General features: G+C 64.8%; 20 protein-coding genes. 15 read left to right on the top strand and 5 right to left on the bottom strand.

Annotation, left to right across the window (positions count from 1 at the left end):
• Positions 1–85: 85 nt before the first annotated feature.
• From AC1D1Y_RS01910 to AC1D1Y_RS01900, 3 genes are all read right to left on the bottom strand, one after another.
• Positions 86–271, bottom strand: a complete 186-nt coding sequence (locus AC1D1Y_RS01910) for a helix-turn-helix domain-containing protein (protein WP_477680950.1) — start codon at positions 269–271, stop codon at positions 86–88.
• A gap of 100 nt (positions 272–371) precedes the next feature.
• On the bottom strand, positions 372–1055 hold the full coding sequence (locus AC1D1Y_RS01905) for a glutathione S-transferase family protein (RefSeq protein ID WP_477680864.1): 684 nt from the start codon (positions 1053–1055) through the stop codon (positions 372–374).
• Positions 1056–1107: 52 nt separating this feature from the next.
• Positions 1108–2145: an AraC family transcriptional regulator gene (locus tag AC1D1Y_RS01900; RefSeq protein ID WP_477680863.1), complete on the bottom strand. Its 1038-nt coding sequence runs from the start codon at positions 2143–2145 to the stop codon at positions 1108–1110.
• A 147-nt stretch (positions 2146–2292) separates the two neighbouring features.
• Here AC1D1Y_RS01900 and AC1D1Y_RS01895 point away from each other — a divergent pair, with 147 nt between their 5' ends.
• The 13 genes from AC1D1Y_RS01895 to AC1D1Y_RS01835 all read left to right on the top strand — a co-directional run bounded on the left by AC1D1Y_RS01895 (position 2293) and on the right by AC1D1Y_RS01835 (position 16011).
• A complete protein-coding gene (locus AC1D1Y_RS01895) occupies positions 2293–3915 on the top strand; it encodes a carboxyl transferase domain-containing protein (protein WP_477680862.1) in 1623 nt (540 codons plus the stop codon).
• Positions 3916–3940: 25 nt separating this feature from the next.
• Positions 3941–5077 carry an acyl-CoA dehydrogenase family protein gene (locus AC1D1Y_RS01890; protein ID WP_477680861.1) on the top strand — a complete coding sequence of 379 codons (1137 nt, stop codon included), beginning with the start codon at positions 3941–3943 and terminating at the stop codon, positions 5075–5077.
• Complete coding sequence (locus tag AC1D1Y_RS01885; RefSeq protein WP_477680860.1) at positions 5070–6242, top strand: dienelactone hydrolase family protein; 1173 nt, start codon at positions 5070–5072, stop codon at positions 6240–6242. Before AC1D1Y_RS01890 ends, AC1D1Y_RS01885 begins: the two co-directional genes overlap by 8 nt.
• Positions 6239–7030 carry an enoyl-CoA hydratase/isomerase family protein gene (locus AC1D1Y_RS01880; protein ID WP_477680859.1) on the top strand — a complete coding sequence of 264 codons (792 nt, stop codon included), beginning with the start codon at positions 6239–6241 and terminating at the stop codon, positions 7028–7030. The genes AC1D1Y_RS01885 and AC1D1Y_RS01880 overlap by 4 nt, the downstream gene beginning before the upstream one ends.
• A gap of 10 nt (positions 7031–7040) precedes the next feature.
• Positions 7041–7715 (top strand): DUF4126 domain-containing protein, encoded by a 675-nt coding sequence (locus AC1D1Y_RS01875; RefSeq protein WP_477680858.1) that lies wholly within the window; start codon positions 7041–7043, stop codon positions 7713–7715.
• On the top strand, positions 7708–9711 hold the full coding sequence (locus AC1D1Y_RS01870; protein WP_477680857.1) for an ATP-binding protein: 2004 nt from the start codon (positions 7708–7710) through the stop codon (positions 9709–9711). Before AC1D1Y_RS01875 ends, AC1D1Y_RS01870 begins: the two co-directional genes overlap by 8 nt.
• A 30-nt stretch (positions 9712–9741) precedes the next feature.
• Positions 9742–10680 carry a 2-hydroxyacid dehydrogenase gene (locus tag AC1D1Y_RS01865; protein WP_477680856.1) on the top strand — a complete coding sequence of 313 codons (939 nt, stop codon included), beginning with the start codon at positions 9742–9744 and terminating at the stop codon, positions 10678–10680.
• A 134-nt stretch (positions 10681–10814) separates the two neighbouring features.
• Positions 10815–11735 carry a hydroxymethylglutaryl-CoA lyase gene (locus AC1D1Y_RS01860; protein WP_477680855.1) on the top strand — a complete coding sequence of 307 codons (921 nt, stop codon included), beginning with the start codon at positions 10815–10817 and terminating at the stop codon, positions 11733–11735.
• A gap of 1 nt (position 11736) precedes the next feature.
• A complete protein-coding gene (locus AC1D1Y_RS01855; protein ID WP_477680854.1) occupies positions 11737–12492 on the top strand; it encodes a YbaK/EbsC family protein in 756 nt (251 codons plus the stop codon).
• Positions 12493–12525: 33 nt separating this feature from the next.
• On the top strand, positions 12526–13176 hold the full coding sequence (locus tag AC1D1Y_RS01850; protein ID WP_477680853.1) for a 2-hydroxychromene-2-carboxylate isomerase: 651 nt from the start codon (positions 12526–12528) through the stop codon (positions 13174–13176).
• Positions 13177–13428: 252 nt separating this feature from the next.
• Positions 13429–15087, top strand: coding sequence for an MFS transporter (locus tag AC1D1Y_RS01845; RefSeq protein WP_477680852.1), 1659 nt, complete (start codon positions 13429–13431; stop codon positions 15085–15087).
• 134 nt (positions 15088–15221) lie between these two features.
• Positions 15222–15353 (top strand): hypothetical protein, encoded by a 132-nt coding sequence (locus AC1D1Y_RS01840; protein ID WP_477680851.1) that lies wholly within the window; start codon positions 15222–15224, stop codon positions 15351–15353.
• 184 nt (positions 15354–15537) lie between these two features.
• On the top strand, positions 15538–16011 hold the full coding sequence (locus tag AC1D1Y_RS01835; RefSeq protein WP_477680850.1) for a hypothetical protein: 474 nt from the start codon (positions 15538–15540) through the stop codon (positions 16009–16011).
• Between the two features lie 138 nt (positions 16012–16149).
• On the opposite strand, the gene AC1D1Y_RS01830 is transcribed toward AC1D1Y_RS01835, so the two are convergent.
• Entirely contained in the window at positions 16150–17262 is a 1113-nt protein-coding gene (locus AC1D1Y_RS01830) for an ABC transporter substrate-binding protein (protein ID WP_477680849.1), read from the bottom strand.
• Between the two features lie 193 nt (positions 17263–17455).
• On the opposite strand from AC1D1Y_RS01830, the gene uvrA reads away from it, so the two are divergent.
• Positions 17456–23335 (top strand): excinuclease ABC subunit UvrA, encoded by a 5880-nt coding sequence (gene uvrA / locus AC1D1Y_RS01825; RefSeq protein WP_477680848.1) that lies wholly within the window; start codon positions 17456–17458, stop codon positions 23333–23335.
• Positions 23336–23343: 8 nt separating this feature from the next.
• On the opposite strand, the gene AC1D1Y_RS01820 is transcribed toward uvrA, so the two are convergent.
• A complete protein-coding gene (locus tag AC1D1Y_RS01820) occupies positions 23344–23982 on the bottom strand; it encodes a hypothetical protein (RefSeq protein ID WP_477680847.1) in 639 nt (212 codons plus the stop codon).
• Positions 23983–24398: 416 nt separating this feature from the next.
• Between AC1D1Y_RS01820 and AC1D1Y_RS01815 the strand changes: the two genes are divergently transcribed.
• Positions 24399–25361 carry a tripartite tricarboxylate transporter substrate binding protein gene (locus AC1D1Y_RS01815; RefSeq protein WP_477680846.1) on the top strand — a complete coding sequence of 321 codons (963 nt, stop codon included), beginning with the start codon at positions 24399–24401 and terminating at the stop codon, positions 25359–25361.
• The last annotated feature ends 10 nt before the right edge of the window (positions 25362–25371 follow it).

Here is a 25371-nt window from a genome sequence, read left to right as displayed (position 1 = left end):
CGGTGGGTACAAATGCCCGAACTGGCGCGGCGGCAAGGGAGCACACAAGTGATTAAGAAGGAGTGTGAATAGGGTGTTCAGCGCGCTAGCTCCCGTGCGCCGATGTGCGAAATTCCGACGGCGACAGGTCTACCCACTCCCTGAACGCCCCTGTAAAACCCTTCTCATTCCGAAACCCCGCAGCCTCAGCCACCTGCTTGATCGGCTTCGTCGTCCGCAGCAACAAGTCCTTGGCCTTCTCAAACCGCATCTCCTCCTTGAGCTGCTGCAGCGAAGCCCCTTCCTCCTAAAACTGTCGGTGCAGGACGTGTGGCGACATGTTCAGCACCTGTCGCACCCGCCACGCCTTTGTGTACCCACACCCCCTGTTGCTATCCCTTGCCCGGCCGCATATCCGGTGCCGGCGTGGTGGGGATGCCTTGGTCCAGCGCGGCCTGGTGCTGCGCCTGCAGGGCGCGCTGGAATGCCGGGCGTTGCTCCAGCTGCCGGTGGTAACGGCGGACCGCATCCGGGAATTGCGTTGCCAGGCCAAGGTGGCCGGCCAGCATGAGGGCGTAGTGGACGGACACATCGGCTGCGGTGAAGCGGCCGGCGCAGAGAAATTCCTGCTGTTGTTGCTGCAGGGCGGCGTCCATGGCTTTGAGCCGGGCGAGGAACCAGCGGCTGTAGTCTTCCGCGACCTGGGGCTGTTTGCGCTCTTCGGGTTCGAAGTGGGTGTAGCGCAGCACCAGGGTTTGCGGAAAGGTCAGGGTGGCTTCGCCCATGTGCAGCCAGTTCAGGTAAGCGCCGTGGGCCGGGTCTGCCGGCGGAACATCCAGCCGGCCGGGGCTGTGCCGTGCCGCAAGGTATTGGCATATCGCCGCGGATTCGGTCATGCGGGTGTCGCCGTCCACCAGCAGCGGCACGGTGCCCAGGGGGTTGTCCGCCAGGAATTCGCGGGCCAGCGCGCGCGGCGGAAAAGGCAGCATGCGCAGCGTGTAGGGCAAGCCCAGCTCTTCGAGCATCCACAAGGGGCGGAAGGAGCGGGCGCTGACGCAGTGGTGAAGGGTGATCATGCGCACAGTCTAGGATGCTACGCGTCACAAGTCCTGCCACGAAGGGGGCAAATCAGGCCAGTGGTGGCGGTTTTCCTTGCCGAAACTCCGCGGGTGACTGGCCGCTCCACTCCTTAAACGCCCGAATAAAACTCTTCTCGTTCCGGAACCCCGAAGCTTCGGCCACCTGCTTGATCGGCTTGGTCGTCCGCAGCAACAAGTCCTTGGCCTTCTCAAAGCGCACCTCGTCCTTGAGCTGCTGCAGCGAAGCCCCTTCCTCCTGAAGCTGGCGGTGCAGGGAGCGCGGCGACATGTTCAAGGCCGCCGCCAGGGTCTCCGCGGTATGGGAGGCGACGGCCGGGTTCGCCAGCGCCTGCCGCACCTGCTCCACCAGCAAACGATCCCGCCGGTACTGCAAGACCGTCAAGGGCAAGGCCCGCTGCAGCATCTGCTGCAAGGCTTTTTCATCACGCCGCAAAGGCAAAGCCAGGTAGCGCGCATCAAACCTTATCTCGGCCTGCGCGGCCTTGAACTGCAGGCCCGGGCCGGGGAACATCAGTGCATAGGCGTCCGCATGGGCCGGCGCTTCAAACGGGAAGCGCGCGCCCTGCAAGGGAATGCGTGAATCCACATACCAGCAGGCCAGGCCGTGGATATTGCGCAGCACGTGGACCAGGCCAAACTCGCCAACCTGACCGGGCCGCTTTTCTTCGACCGTGATCGCGGCCGTGTCGCCGCTGGTCGTTAAATGCAGGGTGATGTCATCGGCAATCAGCGCATGGTGGCGGCACCAGCGTTTGAGCGCCACGCCCAGATTCGGCGAGCTGATGGAGGCGCGGGCCAGCATGCCGTAGCTGCCCCAGGGCAGTTTGCGGCTGAAGGCGCCCAGGCCTTCGTCGTCGAGTTCCTGCATGGCGGCGCCTGAGAGCAACTCCATCTGGCGGGCGGTGATGTGGGCTGTGAGGTGTTTAAGCTGGCTTGGCGTGATCTGTGCCAGTTTCAGGGCCTGGTCCGGGCTTTGGCCGTGGCGTTTGTAGGCCGCGGCTATGCTTCTGGCAAAGGCCATGGGCGTGGCGGCGACGGGCGGGTTGGCGGGGCTGCGGGAGGGCATAGTGCGATTCTCGGTGCCGTTGGCAGGATTTGCAACCTYGTTGGCGGCCTGCCGGGGGCGGGTTTTCGCTAAGCTGGCTGTTTGGCGCTAAGGTAGGGCCGGTACGCCCGCCGGCGTCCTTTCAGCGCCCCCATCAGGAAAAAATCCATGTCCGCTCTTGAGACCCAGCTCAACGCCCGTTCCGCCGACTTCCAGGCCAATGCCGCCGCCATGCGCGCGCTGGTCGACGACCTCGGCGCCAAAGTCGCCAAGGCCGCCCACGGCGGCGGCGACACCGCGCGTGCGCGGCACACGGCGCGCGGCAAGCTGCTGCCGCGCGACAGGGTGCAGATGCTGCTGGACCCGGGCACGCCTTTCCTCGAACTCTCGCCGCTGGCCGCCTATGCGATGTACCCGGATCGCGACGGCACCGACAGCGCGCCCTGCGCGGGCGTGATCGCCGGCATAGGCCGCATCAGCGGCGTGGACTGCATGGTGGTCTGCAATGACGCGACGGTGAAGGGCGGCACCTATTACCCGATGACGGTCAAAAAGCATTTGCGCGCGCAAGAGATCGCGCAGCAGAACAACCTGCCTTGCGTCTATTTAGTCGATTCGGGCGGCGCCAACCTGCCCAACCAGGACGAGGTCTTCCCGGACCGCGACCATTTCGGCCGCATCTTTTTTAACCAGGCCAATATGAGCGCCGCGGGCATCGCGCAGATCGCGGTGGTCATGGGCAGCTGCACGGCGGGCGGCGCCTATGTGCCGGCCATGAGCGACGAGACCATCATCGTCAAGAACCAGGGCACCATCTTCCTGGGCGGCCCGCCGCTGGTGAAGGCKGCCATCGGCGAGATCGTCTCGGCCGAAGACCTGGGCGGTGGCGACGTGCACACACGGCTGTCGGGCGTGGCCGACCACCTGGCGCAGAACGACCCGCATGCGCTGGCCCTGGCGCGCCGCGCCGTGGCCAACCTCAATCGCCAGAAGCAGCCCCAGCAGGTGCTGCGCACGCCCGCACCGCCGCTCTACAGCCCTGAAGAGCTCTATGGCGTGATCCCGACCGACACACGCAAGCCCTATGACGTGCGCGAAATCATCGCGCGCATCGTCGACGGCAGCGAGTTCGCCGAGTTCAAGGCGCGCTACGGCACCACGCTGGTCTGCGGTTTTGCGCATGTCGAAGGCATGCCGGTGGGCATCATCGCCAACAACGGCATTTTGTTCAGCGAGTCGGCGCAGAAAGGCGCGCATTTCATCGAGCTGTGCTGCCAGCGCAAGATCCCGCTGGTGTTCCTGCAGAACATCACGGGCTTTATGGTCGGCAAAAAATACGAGGCCGAGGGCATCGCGCGCCACGGCGCCAAGATGGTGATGGCGGTGGCCACGGCCCAGGTGCCCAAGTTCACCATCATCATCGGCGGCAGTTACGGCGCCGGCAACTACGGCATGTGCGGCCGGGCCTATTCGCCGCGCTTTTTGTGGATGTGGCCGAATGCGCGCATCTGCGTGATGGGCGGCGAGCAGGCCGCCGGGGTGCTGGCCACGGTGAAGCGCGACGCGATCGAAGCCAAGGGCGGCCGGTGGAGCGCCGAGGAAGAGGCCGCCTTCAAGCAGCCGGTGCTGGACCAGTTCGGTCACCAGTCGCACCCCTATTACTCGAGTGCGYGGCTCTGGGATGACGGCGTGATAGACCCGGCGGATACGCGGCGCGTGCTGGCGCTGGGGCTCTCGGCCACCTTGAACCAGCCGATTCCGGATACGAAGTTCGGCGTGTTCCGCATGTAAATCCGGGTAAGCCACAAAGCCCGCCATGGACAACATCTACATCACCCCCGAGCACGAACTGCTGCGCGACCAGGTCGCGCGCTTCATCGCGCGCGAGGTTGAGCCCTATGCCGCTGCCTGGGAAGAAGAGGGCTGCGTGCCGCGCGAAGTGCTGCGCAAGATGGGCGATGCCGGCCTGCTGGGCCTGATGTATGAAGCGGAGTACGGCGGCGCCGAGGCCGACGCGCTGACCAACCTGGTGTTTGCCGAGGCGCTGTCACAGTCGACCTTTGGCGGCTTCATCATCACGGTGCTGGTGCACACCGACATGGCCAGCCCGCATTTGTTCCACGCGGGCAATGCGGCGCAGAAGGCGCGCTACATGCCGGACGTGATTGCGGGCCGGACGATCACCGCGGTCGGTATCACCGAACCCGGCGCGGGCTCGGACGTGGCCGGCATGCGCATGACGGCAAAGCGAGATGGCGATGACTGGGTGCTCAACGGCACCAAGATGTTCATCACCAACGGCGTACACGCCAACCTGTATTTCATCGCGGCCAAGACCGGCACGGCGCGCCACGATGTGTCTATGTTCATTGTCGAAAAAGGCACGCCGGGTTTTACGGTGGGCCGTGCACTCAAGAAGACCGGCTGGCTGTCCTCCGACACGGCCGAACTCGTCTTTGAGAACGTGCGCATCCCGGCCGGCAACCTGCTGGGCGAAGAGGGCAAGGGTTTTTATTCGGTCATGAAAAACTTCCAGACCGAACGCATCGCACTGGCGGCCATGGCGGTCGGCCATTGCACTCAGGCGCTGAAGATGACGCTGGACTACGTGCGCCAGCGCCAGGCCTTTGGTGCCACGCTGTGGGACAAACAGACCATACGTCAGCGCATCGCCATGCTGGACGCCAAGACCCGCGCGGCGCGCCAGTTCATGTACCACTGCGCCTGGGCCGTGACGCAGGGCCGCGACATCGTGCAGGAGGTCTCCATGTTGAAAGCGCTGACCGGCGAACTGGTCAACGAGGTATTACAGACCTGCCAGCAGTTCCACGGCGGCATGGGCTTTATCCGCGAGACAGCGATTGAGCGCCTGTGGCGCGACGCGCGCGTGCTGGGTATAGGCGGCGGCGCGACCGAAGTGATGCTCGAAGAAGTGGCCAAACGATATGACTGATACACACCGTTTTTCTCGAACCTTGTGGGCATCGGCCCTGCTGGGGATGCTGCTGTGCGCCGGCCTGGCTCCCGCGAGCGCGCAGGAGCCGGAACTCAGCGCTGCCCTGAATGAGTCTGTGTTCATGGTGTCCAAAAAAGCCATCATCGGCAGTACCGAACTGGAAACCACGCTCTACAAACCCGACGGCCCCGGGCCTTTCCCGGTGGTGGTCATCAACCACGGCAAGGCAATGGGGGACCCGCGCTTTCAGTCGCGATACCGGCCGGCCATCGCCGCGCGTTATTTTTTGCAGCGCGGTTACATGGTACTGGTGCCCATGCGTCAGGGTTTCTCCAAATCCAGCGGGGGCTACATAGGCGGCGGCTGCAATGTGGAGAGCAACGGCCGCGTCCAGGCCGAGGACGTCAAGGCGGTGCTCGACTACGCGCTGGCGCAGCCTGAGGCCGACAAAACCCGAATCCTGGTGATGGGCCAGTCGCATGGCGGCTGGACCACGCTGGCTTTCGGCACACTCAACTACCCCGGCGTCAAAGGCCTGGTCAACTTCGCGGGCGGCCTGCGGCAGGAAAGCTGCGCGGGCTGGCAGGCCAACCTGGCCCGAGCCGCGGGCACCTATGCGGCCGAAACCAAACTGCCTTCCTTATGGTTCTACGGCGACAACGACAGTTATTTTTCGCCATCCACCTGGCAGGACATGGCGGCACGCTACAACAGCGGCGGCGAGAAGGCGCGTATGGTCGCTTTCGGGACCTTCAGCAGCGATTCACACAGCATGTTCGGCTCCACCAAGGGCCAGGGCATCTGGCAACCTGAAGTCACGCGTTTCCTCGAAAGCATAGGCCTGCCCAGCCAGCCCGCGCCGGCGTTTGCGCGCTTTGCGCCCGCGGGCAAGAAAACCGAGGCGCCGCCCAAAACCGATTTTGCGGCCATCACCGAGGAGCCCGCGCTGCCTTTCCTGTCGGCTTCCGGCAAGGCGGGGTACAAGGCCTTCCTGTCCAAGGAGGTGCCGCGCGCCTTTGCCGTCGGGCCCACGGGCGGCTGGGGCTGGGCGGAGGGCGGTGACGACCCCATCAAGCGTGCGCTCGACAGCTGCAACCGCCACGCCTCCGGAAAATGCAAACTTTATGCCGTCGATAACGACGTTGTCTGGACCACACCATGAATCACCTGACCCTGCATGTCGAGGCGCTGGTCGCCACCGTCACCCTGAACCGCCCCGAGGTGCGCAACGCCTTCAACCAGGAGGTGATCGCCGAGCTGACCCAGGCCTTTGTCGAGCTGAGCCTGCGTGACGACGTGCGCTGCGTGGTGCTGGCGGCCAACGGCCCGGCCTTCTGCGCCGGTGCGGACCTGAACTGGATGCGCAGCATGGCCGACTACAGCTATGAGCAGAACCTCGAAGACGCGGGCCGCCTCGCCACCATGCTGCAGGCGGTGTATGAATGCCCCCGGCCCGTCATTGCCCGCATACAGGGGGATGTGTACGCGGGCGGAACGGGACTGGTGGCGGCCTGCGACATCGCCGTGTCCGCCGACACGGCCGGCTACTGCCTTAGCGAGGTCAAGCTGGGCCTGATCCCGGCGACCATCAGTCCTTATGTGGTCCGCGCCATGGGCGCGCGGGCCGCGCATCGCTACTTTTTGACGGCCGAGCGTTTTGATGCGGCCGAGGCCTTGCGCATCGGCTTTGTGCACGAGGTCGTGGCGGCTGAAGCGCTGGACGCCAAGGTGGCCGAACTCGTGAAAGCCCTGGTCAGCGCCGGCCCCGAAGCCGTGAAGCTCTGCAAGCAACTCGTGCAGGACGTGGCCGGGCAGGCCATCACACCGGAACTCACGCAGATGACGGTCCAGGGCATTGCCGACGTGCGCGTGAGCCCTGAAGGCCGTGAGGGCGTGCAGTCTTTCCTGCAAAAGCGCAAGCCAAATTGGCTGCCTTCCAAACCGGCGTGAAGCCATAGCCATGACCACCCTCGACACCACACAACTGATCGCCCTGGCCGGCGCGCTGGGCTGGGCCAGCGGCGTGCGCCTCTACCTGGTGGTGCTGCTGACCGGCCTGGCGGGCTTTATGGGCTGGGTGCAACTGCCGGCCGGCTTGCAACTGCTGGCCCACCCGGTGGTGCTCGGTGTCAGCGGCTTCATGGTGTTCATTGAATTTTTCGCCGACAAGATTCCGGGGCTCGATTCGCTGTGGGATGTGGTGCATGGCGTGATCCGCATCCCGGCCGGCGCGGCGCTGGCGGCCGCGGTCTTTGGCGGTGACAACGGCCTGGGCGCGCTGCTTGCCGCGCTGCTGGGCGGCACCTTGGCCGCCACCAGCTTTGCCGCCAAGGCCACCAGCCGCGCGGCCATCAACACCTCGCCCGAGCCCTTCAGCAATATTGGCGCCTCGCTGCTCGAAGACGGGCTGGTGCCGCTGGGCCTGTGGCTGGCGATTGCGCATCCTTTGATTTTTGTGGTGCTGCTGGCCATCGTGCTGGCGCTCAGCGTCTGGCTGATACGGGTGTGTTGGCGATTTTTGCGCCAGCTGTTTATCCGCGTGGCGCGAATTTTCAGCGGCAGGCCGGACCCGGGCACGGTCGCCGCTTTTACCTTGAAGTCTCCTTTCTCCAAACAGAACGACCACCATGTTTAAAAAAATCCTGATTGCCAATCGCGGTGAAATAGCTTGCCGGGTAGCTGCTACCGCAAGACGCATGGCCATCCAGTCCGTCGCGGTGTATTCCGACGCCGATGCGGGCGCCAAGCATGTGGGCTTTTGCGACGAGGCCGTGCACATAGGCGGCAGCGCGCCCAAGGACAGCTATTTGCGCTGGGAACGCATCATCGAAGCCGCGAAGGCCACGGGCGCCGAGGCCATCCACCCGGGCTACGGCTTCCTGAGCGAGAACGAGGAATTCGCCCAGGCCTGCGCGGCCGCCGGCCTGGTCTTCATCGGCCCGCCGGCATCCGCCATCAAGGCCATGGGCCTGAAGGCCGAGTCCAAGCAGCTGATGGAAAAAGCCGGCGTGCCGCTGGTGCCCGGCTACCACGGCAGCGACCAGGATCCGGCCTTGCTGAAACGCGAGGCCGACCGCATCGGCTACCCGGTGCTGATCAAGGCCAGCGCGGGCGGCGGCGGCAAGGGCATGCGCGCGGTCGAGAAGAGCGAAGACTTCGAAGCCGCGCTGGCCTCCTGCAAGCGCGAGGCGATCAACAGCTTTGGCGACGACGCGGTGCTGGTGGAGAAATACGCGCAGCGCCCGCGCCACATCGAGATCCAGGTGTTCGGCGACACGCACGGCAATTACGTCTACCTGTTCGAGCGCGACTGCTCGGTGCAGCGCCGCCACCAGAAGGTGCTGGAAGAAGCGCCGGCCCCCGGCATGACGGAAGCCATGCGCAAGCAGATGGGCGAAGCCGCCGTGGCCGCGGCGCGCGCCGTGAACTACGTCGGTGCCGGCACCGTCGAGTTCATCGTCGAGCAGCGTGCCGACGGCAGCATGAACTTCTTCTTCATGGAGATGAACACGCGCCTGCAGGTGGAGCACCCGGTGACCGAAGCCATCACCGGCCTGGATCTGGTCGAGTGGCAGCTGCGTGTGGCCTCGGGCGAAAAGCTGCCGCTGGCGCAGGACCAGCTGCGCATACATGGCCATGCCATCGAGGCGCGCATCTGCGCCGAGACGCCGGACAACAACTTCCTGCCGGCCACCGGCACGCTGCACGTCTACAAAAAGCCGGTGCACACGGCGTTTGAAAGAGGGCAAGTGCGCGTCGACGACGGTGTGCGCGAAGGCGATGCGATCTCGCCGTATTACGACTCCATGGTGGCCAAGCTCATCGTGCACGGCGCGACGCGCGAAGAGGCGCTGGCCCGGCTTGACGATGCGCTGGCGCAGACCCGCATCGTGGGCCTGAGCACCAATGTGCAGTTTTTGCGTTATGTGGTGCGCAGCCCGTCGTTCGCCAAGGCCAACCTCGACACCGCGCTGATCCAGCGCGAAGAAGCCGTGCTCTTCAAGCAGGAGCCCGTGGGCCTGGCCATGGCCGCCGCCGCGGCGGTGGCCAAGCAGTTGCTCGACGAGCGCGCCCTGGAGGGCGCCGACCCCTTCAGCCGTCGCGACGGATGGCGCTCGCATGGCGTGGTGCAGCGGCGTTTTGCGTTTGAATTCCATGGCACGCCGGCCACGGCCGTGCTGAGCTATGGGCATGACGGGGCGCTGCAGCTGGCGCTGGTGGATGGAGAGGTGCAGGTGGCGGGGCCTTTGGTATTTGCCGAAAGCGCGCAGGGCCTGGACATCCAGTTCGCGGGCCAGAGCATGACGGCAGCGGTGTATGCGCAGGGCGAGCTCGACCATGTGTTCAGCGCGCGCGGCGCGACGCAAATCCTGTCGATAGACCTGCTGGCCCACGCGGGCGAGGCCCAGGCCGAGGGCGGGCGCCTGACCGCGCCCATGCCGGGCAAGGTGGTGTCCTTCGCCGTCAAGGCCGGCGACAAGGTCAGCAAGGGCCAGCCGCTGGCCGTGATGGAAGCCATGAAAATGGAGCACACCATCGCCGCGCCGGCCGACGGCACGGTGCAGGAATTGTTGTACGCGCCGGGCGACCAGGTCAGCGAGGGCGCGGAATTGTTGAAAATAGCCGTTTGATTTTGCTTTCGACTTCAAACGGGATTTTTCATGCGCATCAGTTTTTGCTGTTCCGACACCAAACCCCAGCCCTGGGTGGACGGCCTCAAGGCCGCCTTCCCCGATGCCGATGTGGCGCTGTGGTCCACAGGGGCGGAGCAGGCCGACTACGCGGTGGTCTGGCAGCCGCCCCAGCAATTCTTTGACGAGCAGCAACAGCTCAAGGGCATCTTCAACATAGGCGCGGGTGTCGATGCGCTCATGAAGCTGCGGCTGCCGGCCGGCGTGCCGGTGGTGCGGCTGGACGATGCCGGCATGTCGGCGCAGATGGCCGAGTATGTGTGCCATGCGGTGATACGCCATTTCCGCGAGCTCGATGCTTATGAGGCCGACATTGCCGAGGGCAAATGGTCTTACCGCAAGCCGCGCCTGCGTACCGACTATCCCATCGGCGTGATGGGCCTGGGCGTGCTCGGCGAACGTGTGAGCCGGGCGCTTGCGCAGTTCGACTTTCCGGTCAAGGGCTGGAGCCGTTCGGCCAAGGTGATCGAGGGTGTGCAATGCTTTTCAGGCGAGGTGGGCAGCGCGGGTTTCCAGGATTTCCTGGCGGCCAGCCGCATCCTGGTATGCCTGCTGCCGCTGACGCCGGACACCCTGGGCATCATGAACCGTGACACGCTGTCGCGGCTGCGGCCGGGCGGCTATGTCATCAATGTGGCGCGCGGCAGCCACCTGGTCGACGAAGACCTGGTCACGCTGATCGATAACGGCCAGCTGGCCGGCGCGACGCTGGACGTGTTCCGCACCGAGCCGCTGCCGTCGGACCACCCGTTCTGGAAACACCCCAAGGTCACGGTCACGCCGCATACCTCGGCGCGCACGCTGCGCGAGGAGAGCATTGCCCAGATCGCGGAAAAAATACGCAGCCTGGCCGGCGGCGCACCGATAAGTACCCTCGCCGGTGTGGTTGACCCGAAAAAGGGATACTGATGCCCCCACGGTCGCTCACTGCGTGTAGCTCCCTGCCCCCCGAGGGGGCCGCTGCGCCTGCGGCCCGGCAAAGCCGGTTCCGCGGCCCCTGCTTGCATAAGAGAGCTGATGCCCGTACCTCTTGAAAGATCCCCATGAAACTACCTTCCAGAGTCAAGCTTGTTGATGTCGGCCCCCGCGACGGGCTGCAGAACGAAAAAGCCCAGGTGCCGGCCGCGGTGAAGATCGAACTCGTGCACCGGCTTCAGGACGCGGGCCTGACCGAGATCGAGGTCACCAGCTACGTCTCGCCCAAGTGGGTGCCGCAGATGGCCGACAACGCCGAGGTGATGGCGGGCATCCAACGCAAGCCTGGTGTGCGCTATTCGGTGCTGACGCCGAACATGAAGGGCTTTGAGGCCGCCATCGCGCCGCCGCGCGAACTGTGGCCCGACGAGATCGTGGTTTTTGGCGCGGCCAGCGAGGCCTTYAGCCAGAAGAACATCAACTGCTCGATTGCCGAGAGCATGGAGCGCTTCCGTCCTGTGGTCGAAGCCGCGCGCGAGAAAGGCATTTATGTGCGCGGCGCGATCTCCTGCGCTGTGGGCTGCCCTTACGAAGGACACGTTCCCGCTTCAAGTGTGGGCTATGTCGCCAAGCTGATGAAAAGCATTGGTGTGCAACATATCGGTGTGGCTGACACCATTGGCGTGGGCACCCCAATTCAGGTGCAGCGCGCATTGGATGCTGCTTTTACGCACTACTCGGTGGACGACGTGTCTGGGCACTATCACGACACTTACGGTCAAGCGCTCGGCAACACCTTGGCTTCGCTTGAGATGGGCGTCTGGCAATACGACACCTCCTCGGCCGGCCTGGGCGGTTGCCCTTTTGCCAAGGGCGCCACCGGCAATGTGGCCACTGAAGACGTGGTCTACATGCTGCATGGCATGGGCATTGAAACGGGCATAGACCTGGACAAGCTGATCGATGCTGGAAAATTCATCAGCGATTTCCTGGGCCGCAAGCCAAATTCCCGCGCCGCGACGGCGCTTCTGAACAAACGAGCGAATTGATATGTGTGGTGCTGAACTGAAGAGCTTGCCCGAAGGGGTTCAACGTGTGGTGGCGGTTCTGCAGCAAAGCGGCCACCCGCATATGCCCGTCATGCTCGACGACGCGGCGCGTACCGCGCAGCAGGCAGCCGATGCGCTGGGTGTGCGCCTGGGGCAGATCGCCAAGAGCATCATCTTTCGCCGCAAGTCGGATGATGCCGCTGTGCTGGTCGTGACCTCGGGTGACAGGCGGGTCGACGAACGCAAGGTCGAGGCCCTGGTCTGCACGGACGGCAAACGCGTGGGCCGGGCCGATGCGGATTTCGTAAAAAGCAAAACCGGTTTTTCCATAGGGGGCGTGTCTCCCGTGGGGCACATCACCGAGGCGGTTGTGCTGGTGGACCTGAGCCTGATGCGCTTTGAGGAAATCTGGGCCGCGGCCGGCCATCCGCATGCGGTGTTCAAGCTGATGCCGCAGGAGCTGGAGCTGCTGACCGGTGCACCGGTGGTCGACGTGGCCGTGGACCTGGACGAGGAAAGCATCGCGCGCGAGCAGGCGGTCGCGCAGGTGACGGCGCGTGGCCGCACGGTAGAGGCCGCTGGCGACGACGTGCCATCGCCCTGCATTTCGGTGTGCCGCGTGAGCGCCGACACCGGCCTCTGCGAAGGCTGCTTCCGCACGCTGGGCGAGATCTCGGCCTGGGCGCGCTCCGGCCCCGAGGCGCAACGCGAACTCTGGCGCACCATAGGCCAGCGCATGGCGGCCGTGCGGGCATAAACAAACACAGCGACCCACATCGCGGAGAGCCTCATGAAGCACATCAATTTTTACTTCGACTTCATTTCGCCCTACGCCTACCTCGCTTTCGAGCACCTGCCCGAAGCGCTCAAGGGCCTGAGCTACAGCGTGAGCTACCGGCCGGTGCTGTTTGCCGCGATGCTCAAGCACCATGGCCAGCTCGGCCCGGCGGAAATCGCGCCCAAGCGCGACTGGACTTACCGGCAGGTGCTGTGGCATGCGCACAGCAAGGGCATCGCCATGCAGATACCGGCAAGCCATCCTTTCAACCCCTTGCCCCTGCTGCGGCTGGCCAGCGCCTGCGGCACGCCCGCGGACCCGGCAGGCCCGAACCGCTATGTGTGCGAAACCATTTTTCGCCATGTCTGGCAGGGCGGCGCCGAGGCGGCGGATGAACAGCGGCTGGCCGCGCTCAGCGCGCTGCTTGCGCCGCAGCAGCACCTGACGGCCGATGAAGCGAAAGCGCAGCTGAAAAAAAACACCGACGAAGCCATCGCACTGAACATGTTCGGCGTGCCCGCGATGGAAGTCGACGGCAAAATTTTCTGGGGCTTCGACGCCTTGCCCATGCTGCGCGACTACCTGTCGGGCGATGCCTGGTTTGAAGGCGATGGCTGGAATGGCGTGAGCAAAATTTCCGTGGGCATTTCGCGCAAGGCGTGATGCGGGTGTGGACGTAAGCACGCGTATGGCCGTGTAAGCGACTTTGACGCGTGGTGTAAAAAGGTTCTACGCGTTTTCCCGGAGCAGCTTCGCATGCTGAAAAGTTTCTCAAGGGTTTCCCCTTGAGTTGTCAGCCACGCATAAGTTTCACGCAAGCTCCTGTTAGTTTCACGTCAGAGCTAGGTCAGGGACTCCAAAAATAATCAGGGTAGCTTCCATACCGGAGGCCCTCACTATTTGGAGACACACATCATGGCAACAGCCGTCGACAACAGACCCATGACCGCCGAGCAGAAGAAGGTGATCTTCGCCTCTTCGCTCGGCACGGTATTCGAGTGGTACGACTTCTACCTCTACGGTTCATTGGCCGCCATCATCGCCAAGCAGTTCTTCAGCGGACTGGATGCGGGCTCGGCCTTCATCTTCGCGCTGCTGGCGTTTGCCGCCGGCTTCATCGTGCGCCCCTTCGGCGCACTGGTGTTCGGCCGCCTGGGCGACATGATCGGCCGCAAGTACACCTTCCTGGTCACCATCGTGATCATGGGCCTGTCGACCTTCATCGTGGGCCTCTTGCCCAACTACGCCTCCATCGGCGTGGCCGCACCGGTGATCCTGATCGCCCTGCGCATGCTGCAAGGCCTGGCGCTGGGCGGTGAGTACGGCGGCGCAGCCGTCTACGTGGCAGAGCACTCGCCCCAGGGCAAGCGCGGCGCCTACACCTCCTGGATCCAGACCACGGCAACGCTGGGCCTGTTCCTGAGCCTGCTGGTGATCCTGGGCGTGCGTACCGCCATGGGCGAGGCCGCTTTCGCCGACTGGGGCTGGCGCATTCCGTTCATCGTTTCCATCCTGCTGCTGGCCGTGTCGGTCTACATCCGTTTGTCGATGAACGAATCTCCCGCCTTCCAGAAAATGAAGGCTGAAGGCAAGACTTCCAAGGCGCCGTTGTCCGAGTCCTTCGGCCAGTGGAAGAACCTGAAGATCGTGATCCTGGCGCTGGTCGGCCTGACCGCCGGCCAGGCCGTGGTCTGGTATTCGGGCCAGTTCTACGCGCTGTTCTTCCTGACGCAGGCGCTCAAGGTGGACGGCCCCACGGCCAACATCCTGGTGGCCTACTCGCTGATCCTGGGCACGCCTTTCTTCGTGATCTTCGGCACGCTGTCGGACAAGATCGGCCGCAAGCCCATCATCATGGCCGGCTGCCTGCTGGCCGTGCTCACCTACTTCCCGGTGTTCACCGCGCTGACCAAGGCCGCCAATCCCGACCTCGCCGCCGCGCAAGCCAAGAACAAGGTGATCGTGACCGCCGACCCGAAAGAGTGCTCGTTCCAGTTCAACCCGACCGGCACCGTCAAGTTCACCAGCTCGTGCGACATCGCCAAGCAGGTGCTGGCAGGCGCTTCGGTGAGCTATGACAACGTCGCCGCACCCGCCGGCACGGTGGCCACCATCAAGATCGGCGAAACCGCCATTTCCAGCTACAYCGCCAAGGGCCTGAGCGCCGACGACGCCAAGAAGAAGGACGCCGAGTTCAAGAAGCTCGTGGCTGACGACCTGAAGACCGCCGGTTATCCCGCCAAGGCCGACCCGGCCAAGGTCGACAAGGTGATGGTCACGCTGATCCTGTTCTACCTGGTGGTGCTGGTGACCATGGTCTACGGCCCGATCGCCGCGATGCTGGTGGAACTGTTCCCGACCCGCATCCGCTACACCTCGATGAGCCTGCCGTACCACATCGGCAACGGCTGGTTCGGCGGCCTGCTGCCGACCACCGCCTTCGCCATCGTGGCGCAGACCGGCAATATGTACAACGGCCTCTGGTATCCGATCATCGTCGCCGGCATGACGCTGGTGGTGGGCACCTTGTTCATCAAGGAAACCAAGGACGTGGACATTTACGCCAACGACTGATTGGTGTGATCGCCGGGGCGGGCCCGATGGCCCGTGCCGGTTTCTTCAGGCTGAAGAGCCTGGTGATATTTGCAGGCCCTCGTCATCCATGTGCCGGGGGCTTTTTTTTGGCTGTTTTTTTGGAGAAGAGAAAGATGTGGAAACTTGTACTCGGATTTATCGTGATCGCAGGCCTGGCCCTGTTCCTGTTGAACAAGGGCGGCGACATAGACCTCGGCGGTGAAAAACACGGCGCCTTGCAGGCGCCCCTCGCGGCCCGCGCTTGAGCGTGAGCTAATGCAGCGAATGCGTTTCCAGTTGAAGGACATCGCCGCGCCCGTGCCCGAAACAGGTGCATTGGCGGCAAAAATGGGGTAAATTGAATCAGAGGCGACAAAAAAGTACTAACACCTGTCTCTGCGCCATGCACAAATGTCTGTGCCCCACGGCGTTTTTACTGGAGAACAGCTGATGATTTACACCAAGACGGAATTAGGCCAATCCGCACTGCAGGACCGTTCCATCCCGATGACGCCGCGGCAGCGCTCCGCCTTCATCATGTTTGACGGCAAGCGCAGCATGGAGGAGGTGGTCAAGGCCACCACGGGCCTGGGCGTCACGGCGGAAGACATCGCCCACCTGTTGACCCTGGGCCTGCTGGCGCCGGCCGCGGTGCAGCCGCCAACCGTGGCCGCAGCCCCGGCGGCCCCGGTGTCCGCGCACAACTCCGACGGCTCGCCCACGCTGACCGCGCAAGAACACTATTCAAGGGCTTACCCGATCGCGACCCGGCTCACGGCCGGCCTGGGCTTGCGGGGTTTTCGGCTCAACCTCGCGGTGGAAGCCGCGGGCGACATCGACAAGCTCAAGGAACTGGCGCCCAAGATCAAGGAAGCCGTCGGCCCCGAGAAGTTCAAGGAACTCGAAAACGCGCTCTACTTCTGAGTAAACCCGTACCGCTTGGCGCCGCGGGTTGCGAATCCACAAGCAGGGGCCGCGATCCGGCTTTGCCGGGCGCAAGGCGCCTGTCCCCCTGGGGGGAGGTGACGCTACACGAAGTGAGCGTCGGCAGGGGGGAGCTATCTACCTCTTGAACTTCCCGTCGGTGCCGATGATGGACAGGTCGGCGAAGTCCAGGCCGGTGTGGTCTTCGGGGCTGTAGCTCACCTCAAGCCCGCCCAGGTCGTACTTGCGCATGCCTTCAAGTGCCGCCTGCAATTTTTCACGCGTGGGTTTGGCGCCGGCCCGGCGCAAGCCCTCCACCAGCACCTTGGCCGCGGCGAAGCCTTCCAGCATGGCGGGACTCACCTCGCTCTGGCCCTTGGCCTTGGCCAGCTCCTGGGCTTCCTTGACCATGGGAAAGGCGATGGAGCGCTCATACGGAAAGACCTGGGTCACGATGACGCCGCGGGCGTTGTCCCCCAGGCTCTTCACAAAACCGCCCGAGGCATTGTTCGACAGCGTGACGATCTGCGCCGTGGAGCCGGCGGCGCGGAAGGCCTTGACGCCGTCGACCACGGCCTGGCCCGAGGCCACCATGATGACGGCCTGCGCGTTCGACTGGTAGACCTTGGGTGCGATGGGCCCGAAGTCGGGCTTGCTGCGGTCGAATTTTTCGAGCACGGCCGGCTGCAGCTTGGCCGTGGCCAGGCCTTTCTGCGCGCCCATGACACCGTCGGCGCCGAAGCTGTCGTCGGCATGGACGATGCCGATGCGGGTGATGCCCATGGAGTGCAGATGGGTGACCGCTTTTTCGGCTTCGCGCTGGTAGGTGGCGCGCACGTTGAATACATGCTTCTTGACCGGCTGGTGCAGCACCATGGCGCCGGTGGACGGGCCTACCAGCGGTATGCCGTATTTTTCGAGCAGGGGAAGAATGGCCTCGGTGTGCGGCGTGCCGCGCGTGAGGAACAGGGCGACCACGTTCTGCTCTTCGACCAGCTTGCGCGCGTTCTCGGCCGCGAGCTTGGGCTCGAACTTGTCGTCGAGCGAGACCAGCTCGATCTTCTGCCCGTTCACGCCGCCCTTGGCGTTGACGGCGTCGATGTAGAGTTTGGCGCCCTCGGTGGTTTCCTTGACGCCGGCGCCCACGGGGCCGCTGAAGCCGGCGGTCTGCCCGACCAGGATTTGCGCCTGGCCCAGCTGGCTCAGGACGGCCATCGCGAGGGCCGCGCACCAGCGCTTGCTTGTTGACATGGTGTGTCTCCTTGATGAATCGATCCCAGACCGCCAAAGTTAAACATGAAAGTGCAAAAACCGTCAGCAGGAAAACCAGAATGCGCCCTAATTGCCGGCGGCAAAAGTGCACAAAAGGGGCATTAATCCTCACGCCCCGCACGGCCGGATGCTTTGCCTAGAATGTTTGACCTCTTCAGGAAAGACCGCACTCATGTCCCAGGGAACCATCCGCATCCGCGGCGCGCGCCAGCACAACCTCAAAAACATCGACCTCGACATCCGCACCGGTGAAATGACGGTGGTGACCGGGCCCAGCGGCTCGGGAAAATCCTCTCTGGTGTTCGACACCCTGTTCGCCGAAGGCCAGCGCCGTTACGTGGAGACTTTCTCGGCCTATGCGCGCCAGTTCCTGGACCGCATGGACAAGCCGGCCGTCGACAAGGTGGAGGGCGTGCCGCCTGCCATCGCCATCGACCAGACCAACCCGGTGCGCAGCTCGCGTTCCACCGTGGGCACCATGACGGAGCTCAACGACCACCTGAAGCTGCTCTACGCGCGCGCCGCGCAACTGTTCGACAAGCAGACCGCGCAGAACGTGCGCCACGACACGCCAGAATCGATTTACGCCGAACTGATGGCGCGCACCCGGGAAGGCGACCCGCGCGTGGTGCTGACCTTCCCGGTCGAGCTGCCGGGCAATACCAGCGCCGAACAAGTCGAGCAGTGGCTGTCGGTCAGCGGCTTCACGCGCGTGCATGCGCAGCGCGACGTCGCCACCCCGGCCGGGCCGCACAAGCTGCTCGACGTGGTGGCCGACCGCTTTCGCACGCACGCGGTGGAAAAAGCCCGCGTGGTCGAGGCCATCGAGACGGCGCTCAAGCGCGGCGGCCGGCTGAATGTCTACGTGCAGCATGCGGAAGATGGCCAGCCGGATGTGATGTGGCGCTTCTCGACCGGCCTGCATTGCCCCGACAGCGACCTGCGCTACACCAACCCCACGCCCTCGCTGTTTTCTTTCAACTCGGCCATGGGTGCCTGCGAAACCTGCCGCGGCTTCGGCCGCGTGATCGGCGTGGACTATGGCCTGGTGATTCCCAACGACAAGCTGACCCTGCGCGCCGGCGCCATCAAGACCATACAGACCCCGGCCTGGAAAGAAGCGCAGGACGACCTGATGCGCCACGCCGAGGCGGCGGGTATTCCGCGCGACACGCCCTGGTACAAGCTCACGCCGGCGCAACAGGGCTGGGTCATCAACGGCATGCCGGGTTACAAGGACGGCAGCTGGAAAAAGCAGTGGTACGGCATCAAGCGCTTTTTCGAATACCTTGAAAGCAAAGCCTACAAGATGCATATCCGCGTGCTGCTGTCCAAGTACCGCAGTTACACGCCTTGCGAGACCTGCGGCGGCGCGCGCCTCAAGCTCGAATCACTGCTGTGGCGCCTGGGCTCCAAGGAAGCGGCCGACGCGGTGCTGCCGCCCAGCCAGCGCTTCATGCCGGTGGGCGTGCACTGGAGCCGCGAGCAGCTCGAGGCCCTGCCGGGCCTGGCGCTGCACGACCTGATGCGACTGCCTATCGATCGGCTGCGCGACTTCTTCAACGGCCTCTCGCTGAACGTGATGGGCGACGACGCCGAGATCCAGGCGCTCAAATCGCTGTTCGAGGAAATCCAGACGCGCGTGAAATACCTGTGCGATGTCGGCATCGGCTACCTCACGCTGGACCGGCAAAGCCGCACGCTGTCGGGCGGCGAGGTGCAGCGCATCAACCTGACGACGGCGCTGGGCACCTCGCTGGTCAATACGCTGTTTGTGCTCGACGAGCCTTCCATCGGCCTGCACCCGCGCGACATGAACCGCATCACACAGGCCATGCACCGCCTGCGCGACGCCGGCAACACGCTGGTGGTGGTCGAGCACGACCCGGCCGTGATGCTGGCCGCCGACCGCATGATCGACATGGGCCCCGGCCCCGGCGAGAAGGGCGGGCAGATCGTGTTCGACGGAACGCCCGAGGACCTCAAGCATGCCGACACGCTGACGGGCGCCTACCTGGGCTCGCGCAAGCAGGTGGGCATGGGCTTCAAGCGCGCGGTGACCGACAACACGCCGCGCCTGATCCTTGAAGGCGCGCGCGACCACAACCTGAAGAACCTGACGGTGGACTTCCCGCTGCAGCGCCTGGTCTGCGTGACCGGTGTCAGCGGCTCCGGCAAGTCCACGCTGATGCAGGACATCCTGGCGCCGGCGCTGCTGCGCCAGTTCGGCAAGGCGACGGAGACGCCGGGCCTGCACGACCGCCTCATGGGCGCGGACCACTTGACCGACGTGGTGTTTGTCGACCAGTCGCCCATCGGCAAGACGGCGCGCTCCAACCCGGCCAGCTATGTGGGCGCCTGGGACGCGGTGCGCGACCTGTTCGCGCTGGCGCCGCTGGCCAAACAGCGCAGCTACACCGCCACCAAGTTCAGCTTCAACAACGGCGACGGCCGCTGCCCGACCTGCGGCGGCTCGGGCTTCGAGCACGTCGAGATGCAATTCCTGAGCGACGTCTACCTGCGCTGCCCCGACTGCGACGGCAAACGCTACCGCGCCGAGATCCTCGAAGTGACGATAGAGCGCAAGGCCATCGGCGACCTCAAGCCGCGCCTGCTCAATGTGTCCGATGTGCTGAATCTGACGGTCAGCGAGGCCATCGCGCTGTTCGCGCAGGACCGCGAGGTGGTGCGATCGCTGCAGCCCATCGTGGACGTGGGCCTGGAGTACGTGAAGCTGGGCCAGCCCGTGCCCACGCTGTCGGGCGGCGAGGCGCAGCGACTGAAGCTGGCGGGTTTCCTGGCCAATGCCAGCAAGACCACCAGCGCCAGCAAGCAAGCATTGGCGCTCAGGCAACCCGGGCGCGGCACGCTGTTTTTGTTCGACGAGCCGACCACCGGCCTGCACTTCGACGACATCGCCAAGCTGATGCGCGCGCTGCGCAAGCTGCTGGAAGCCGGCCACTCGCTGATCGTGATCGAGCACAACCTCGACGTGATTCGCTCGGCCGACTGGCTGATTGACCTCGGGCCCGAAGGCGGCGAGGCCGGCGGCCTGCTGGTGGCCCAGGGCACGCCCGAGGAGGTGCGCCAGCACCCGACCTCTCACACCGCACTCGCGCTGCGCGAATACGAGCAGGCCATGGGCAAGGTGCACGGCGTGGAAGAGTCGCGGCCCAAGGTGTGGGCCACGCGGCCGGCCTTCTCCAACCTGATCCAGATCGTCAACGCCAAAGAGAACAACCTCAAGAGCCTGTCGGTCGACATTCCGCGCGGCAAGTTCAATGTGGTGACGGGGGTGTCGGGCTCCGGCAAGTCCACGCTGGCCTTCGACATTTTGTTCAACGAAGGGCAGCGCCGCTACCTGGAGTCGCTGAACGCCTATGCGCGCAGCATCGTGCAGCCGGCGGGCCGGCCCGAGGTCGACGCCGTGTACGGCATCCCGCCCACCGTGGCGATCGAGCAGCGGCTCTCGCGCGGCGGGCGCAAGTCCACGGTGGGAACCACCACCGAGGTCTGGCATTTCCTGCGCCTGCTGTATGTGAAGCTGGGCGTGCAGCATTGCACCAAGGAAGGCGCGGCCGTGATGCCGCAAAGCCCCGAAAGCATCGCGGCGCAGCTGCTCAAGACCTACCGCGGCCAGCACATAGGCCTGCTGGCGCCGCTGGTGATCGCGCGCAAGGGTGTTTACACCGAACTGGCCGACTGGGCGCGCCCGCGCGGCTACACGCACCTGCGCATCGACGGCGAGTTCTTGCCGACAACGGGCTTCCCGCGCATAGACCGCTTCAAGGAACACACGGTGGAGTTGCCGATCGCCGATATCCGCGTGTCGCCCGAGAACGAAGCCGCGCTGCGTGCCGCGCTGGCCACCGCGCTGGAACACGGCAAGGGCGTGGTCCACGTGCTGGCGCCGCTCGATGGTTTGCGCGGTGCGATGATGGCCGGCGCCAGCGCCAAAAACATCGGCAAGCTGATCGCGTTTTCAACCAAACGCGCCTGCCCGGTCTGCGCGACCTCGTATGCCGAGCTCGACCCGCGCCTCTTCAGCTACAACAGCAAGCACGGCTGGTGCCCGGATTGCGTGGGCACGGGCGTCAAGCTCACCAAGGAGCAGCGCAAGGTGTTCGACGACTCGGTGATGGACGATGACAACAAGGGCCGTGAACAGAGTTTTGCCGAGCCCGAGGTGGAAGACCTGGCCGGCACCGCCTGCCCTGGTTGCGCGGGCACGCGCCTGAATGCGACGGCGCGCGCGGTGAAGTTCGCCGGCGTCGGCATTGCCGACATCGCGGCGCTGTCGGTGACCGACGTGCGGCGCTGGGTCGAAACACTCGCGCTGCTGGGCCGCGAGGCCGGCATCGCGCGCGACCTGATCCCCGAGATCAAGAGCCGCCTTGAATTCCTCGAGGACGTGGGCCTGGGCTACCTCACGCTGGACCGCGGCGCGCCCACGCTTTCGGGCGGCGAGGCGCAGCGCATACGCCTGGCGGCGCAGCTGGGCTCCAACCTGCAGGGCGTCTGCTATGTGCTGGACGAACCGACGATCGGCCTGCACCCGCGCGACAACCAGATCCTGCTGGGCGCGCTGGGCAAGCTTAGCGACCGCGGCAACACCCTGGTGGTGGTCGAGCATGACGAGGACACGATTCGCCGCGCCGACAACATCATCGACATTGGCCCCGGTGCGGGCAAGCGCGGCGGCACGCTGGTGGGGCAGGGCACGGCGGCCCAGCTGTCGGCCATCCCCGAATCGCTGACGGGCCGCTACCTGGCGAACCCGCTGATCCACCCGCTGCATGCGCGTCGCGAAACGCGCAAGGGCGCGGCGCCGGCGGCCGTGGTGGAGGTGGCCGTCACCGACGCCAACGCCAAGCCCGTGAGCAAGCAGAAGGCGGCTTTGCTCAAGGCCGCGGCACTCAAAGCCGCCGCGGCCAATGCCAGCGCGCTGCACAACGCGGCGCCCGCCGCGGCCAGCAAGTTCACCTCCTGGCTCACGGTGGTCAATGCCGACCTGCACAACCTCAAGGACGTGTCGGTCACGGTGCCGCTGTACCGCCTGGTGGCAGTGACGGGTGTCTCGGGTTCCGGCAAGTCCACGCTGGCGCGCGACGTGCTGCTGACCAATGTGCACGCCGGCGTGATGCAGCGCTCCACCAAGTCCGGGCGCGATGCCGACGACAGGGGCAAGACGCCCGACTGGACCGGCTGCGAACGCATCGAAGGCTATGCGGCCGTGGACCGCGTGCTGGAAGTCGACCAGACGCCGATCGGCAAGACGCCGCGCTCCTGCCCGGCCACCTACATCGGCTTCTGGGACACGATTCGCAAGCTGTTTGCCGACACGCTGGAAGCGCGCGCGCGCGGCTACAGCGCCGGGCGCTTTTCGTTCAACACCGGCGAGGGCCGCTGCCCGACTTGCGAAGGCGCGGGCGTGCGCACCATCGGCATGAGCTTTTTGCCCGACGTGAAGGTGCTGTGCGAAACCTGCCACGGCGCGCGCTTCAATCCCGAAACCCAGGCAGTGACCTGGCGCGGCAAGAACATCGGCGACGTGCTCAAGATGGAGGTGGACGAGGCGGTGGACTTCTTCTCCTCCATGCCCAACATCAGCCACCCGCTGCAACTGCTGAAAGACGTGGGCCTGGGCTACCTGACGCTGGGCCAGCCCTCACCGACGCTTTCGGGCGGCGAGGCGCAGCGCATCAAGCTGGTGACCGAACTCAGCAAGGTGCGCGACGACATCACGCGCCGCGGCCAGAAGGCGCCGCACACGCTCTACGTGCTGGACGAGCCCACGGTGGGCCTGCACATGGCCGACGTCGAAAAGCTGATCCACGTGCTGCATCGGCTGGTCAACGGCGGCCACAGCGTGGTGGTGATCGAACACGACCTCGACGTGATCGCCGAAGCCGACTGGGTGATCGACCTGGGCCCGGATGGCGGGAATGCGGGTGGGCGTGTGGTGGCCTCGGCGCCGCCCGAGGCGGTGGTCAAGCAGGGGACGCACACGGGCAAGGCCTTGAAGAGCGTGCTCGAGCGGACCGCCGGATAGCCGGGGCCTTACGGCTTTTTGCGTGCGGTGATGGCGCCGGCCGACAGGCCGGCCGCAGGCTGCACACCGATGGCCGGCGTGCCGGCAACGACGCCGCCACCGGCCGGTTTGGCGGAAGCAGGCGCTCCGAGACCGGCGGAATAGGCGCCGGCGCCGCCGGCTTTCTGGATGGCGTCCGCAACAGCCTTGTTTTCAGCCGCCTTCTGGGCGGCAGCCGCCTCGGCCTGCGCTTTTTTGGCCTTTTCCTCTTCCGCCTTTTTCTTCGCTGCCTCCGCGCTCAGGGCCGGCGCCATGGCGCCATAGACCAGGGAAGCGCGCTTCATTTGCGAATTGGCAGGCGGTGGCTTGATCAGGTAGGCCGCCTTTTCGCCGATGTGGACCTTCTTTTTGCCGCTGCCAAGGTCTGTTTCGATCGTGAAACCGCCCTGGCTGTCTGAAAACATTTCCCAGAGGCTGCCTTCACTGATAAACGCGGCCACGTATTGCGACGATTCATAACCGCCGCCACCGCCCTGTCCGGCGCCACCGCCGCCGGCACAGCCTTCGCCGTCGTTGTTGCAGCCATGCTGTTTTTCGTAAGCGGTCAGTGCCCACGACTGGCCGGCCATCATCAATGCGGCCAGGATAGCGAGATGTTTGAGTTTCATATAAATCCTTAAAAGTCCTGAATGGAGTGTTGATAAATGCGCTTTGCGTTTTGCGCTGTGGCGCACATCAGTCGCAAATGAATCCCAAATGGTTCAAGCAACTTTTCGCGCCGGCGCATGGACTTTTCACAATCCGTGCCACGGAAAAAACCCAGTCAAATCAACATCTTTTAAATTGAGGGTCAAGCGGAGGCGTCGGCATAGGCCGACAGGCGTCTTCAGCCCCGTCAAAATATCCAGCAAATTCAAGAGCCTGTTTCGTCGGCAAGCGCCGACAGATTTCCGGGCGGCGAATGCGATGGAGGCCTGTTTCGAGGCGAGCAGGACCCCGACCCGGTATTCAGGTGTTGCCCTGATGCGCCAAGGCCCATCGCCGGGCATGATGGCCGCTATTCCCAAAACACGGAGACATGTCCATGCAACGCCGCCCCTTTCTGCACACTGCCGCCGCCCTGGCCCTGATCGCCGCAGCGGCGATGCCGGCCCAGGCGCAGACCTTTCCCGTCAAGCCGATCAAGCTGGTGATCGCCTTCCCGGCCGGCGGGCCGACCGACATCACCATGCGTTCATTGGCCGACAACGCCGGCAAGATCCTGGGCCAGCCGGTCATCGTCGAGAACAAGCCCGGCGCGGGCGGCACCCTGCCGGCGCAGCAGCTGCAGAGCGCGCAGCCTGACGGCTACACGCTGGCGCAGATTCCCCTGGGCGTGTTCCGCCTGGGCTACACGACCAAAATCAACTGGGACCCGGTCAAGGACATCAGCTATGTGATCAACGTGACGGGCTATGCCTTCGGCATCGTGGTGCCGGCCGACAGCCCGTTCAAGACCTGGGCCGACTTTGTGGCCTATGCCAAGGCCAATCCCGGCAAGCTGACCTACGGCTCCACCGGCACGCTGACCAGCCCGCACCTGACGACCGAACTCATTGCGCAAAAAGCCGGCATCGAGCTGCAGCACGTGCCCTACAAGGGCAGCTCTGATTTGATGCTGGCGCTGGTCAGCGGCCAGCTGATGGCGGGCGCCGACAGCACCGGCTTTGCGCCGCAGGTGGAGGCCGGCAAGCTGCGCGTGTTGAACACCTGGGGCGAAAAGCGGCTGGACAAATTCCCGAATGCGCCCACGCTCAAGGAGCTGGGCTATGACATCGTGCAGAACTCGCCCTTCGGCATAGGCGCGCCCAAGGGCACGCCGCCCGAGGTGGTCAGGCGTTTGCACGATGCCTTCAAGAAGGCGATGGAGGAGCCCAGCTACGTGGCAGCCCTGGCCCGCTACGACATGCTGCCCAACTACCTGAGTTCGGCCGACTACACGAAGTTCGCGCAGGACACGGTGGTCCGTGAGAAGGCGTTGATCGACAAGCTTGGCTTGAATAAATAAGCACACCCCT

The organism is Polaromonas sp. P1_G1 (assembly GCF_056405595.1).
This window is presented reverse-complemented; position numbering and strand designations above follow the sequence as displayed.

Excerpts from the sequence above, each read along its gene's own strand:
- AC1D1Y_RS01905 (WP_477680864.1), bottom strand. The coding sequence starts at position 1,055 with ATGATCACCCTTCACCACTGCGTCAGCGCCCGCTCCTTCCGCCCCTTG.
- AC1D1Y_RS01900 (WP_477680863.1), bottom strand. The coding sequence starts at position 2,145 with ATGCCCTCCCGCAGCCCCGCCAACCCGCCCGTCGCCGCCACGCCCATG.
- AC1D1Y_RS01890 (WP_477680861.1), top strand. The coding sequence starts at position 3,941 with ATGGACAACATCTACATCACCCCCGAGCACGAACTGCTGCGCGACCAG.
- AC1D1Y_RS01885 (WP_477680860.1), top strand. The coding sequence starts at position 5,070 with ATGACTGATACACACCGTTTTTCTCGAACCTTGTGGGCATCGGCCCTG.
- AC1D1Y_RS01880 (WP_477680859.1), top strand. The coding sequence starts at position 6,239 with ATGAATCACCTGACCCTGCATGTCGAGGCGCTGGTCGCCACCGTCACC.
- AC1D1Y_RS01875 (WP_477680858.1), top strand. The coding sequence starts at position 7,041 with ATGACCACCCTCGACACCACACAACTGATCGCCCTGGCCGGCGCGCTG.
- AC1D1Y_RS01870 (WP_477680857.1), top strand. The coding sequence starts at position 7,708 with ATGTTTAAAAAAATCCTGATTGCCAATCGCGGTGAAATAGCTTGCCGG.
- AC1D1Y_RS01865 (WP_477680856.1), top strand. The coding sequence starts at position 9,742 with ATGCGCATCAGTTTTTGCTGTTCCGACACCAAACCCCAGCCCTGGGTG.
- AC1D1Y_RS01855 (WP_477680854.1), top strand. The coding sequence starts at position 11,737 with ATGTGTGGTGCTGAACTGAAGAGCTTGCCCGAAGGGGTTCAACGTGTG.
- AC1D1Y_RS01850 (WP_477680853.1), top strand. The coding sequence starts at position 12,526 with ATGAAGCACATCAATTTTTACTTCGACTTCATTTCGCCCTACGCCTAC.
- AC1D1Y_RS01840 (WP_477680851.1), top strand. The coding sequence starts at position 15,222 with ATGTGGAAACTTGTACTCGGATTTATCGTGATCGCAGGCCTGGCCCTG.
- AC1D1Y_RS01835 (WP_477680850.1), top strand. The coding sequence starts at position 15,538 with ATGATTTACACCAAGACGGAATTAGGCCAATCCGCACTGCAGGACCGT.
- AC1D1Y_RS01830 (WP_477680849.1), bottom strand. The coding sequence starts at position 17,262 with ATGTCAACAAGCAAGCGCTGGTGCGCGGCCCTCGCGATGGCCGTCCTG.
- uvrA (WP_477680848.1), top strand. The coding sequence starts at position 17,456 with ATGTCCCAGGGAACCATCCGCATCCGCGGCGCGCGCCAGCACAACCTC.
- AC1D1Y_RS01820 (WP_477680847.1), bottom strand. The coding sequence starts at position 23,982 with ATGAAACTCAAACATCTCGCTATCCTGGCCGCATTGATGATGGCCGGC.
- AC1D1Y_RS01815 (WP_477680846.1), top strand. The coding sequence starts at position 24,399 with ATGCAACGCCGCCCCTTTCTGCACACTGCCGCCGCCCTGGCCCTGATC.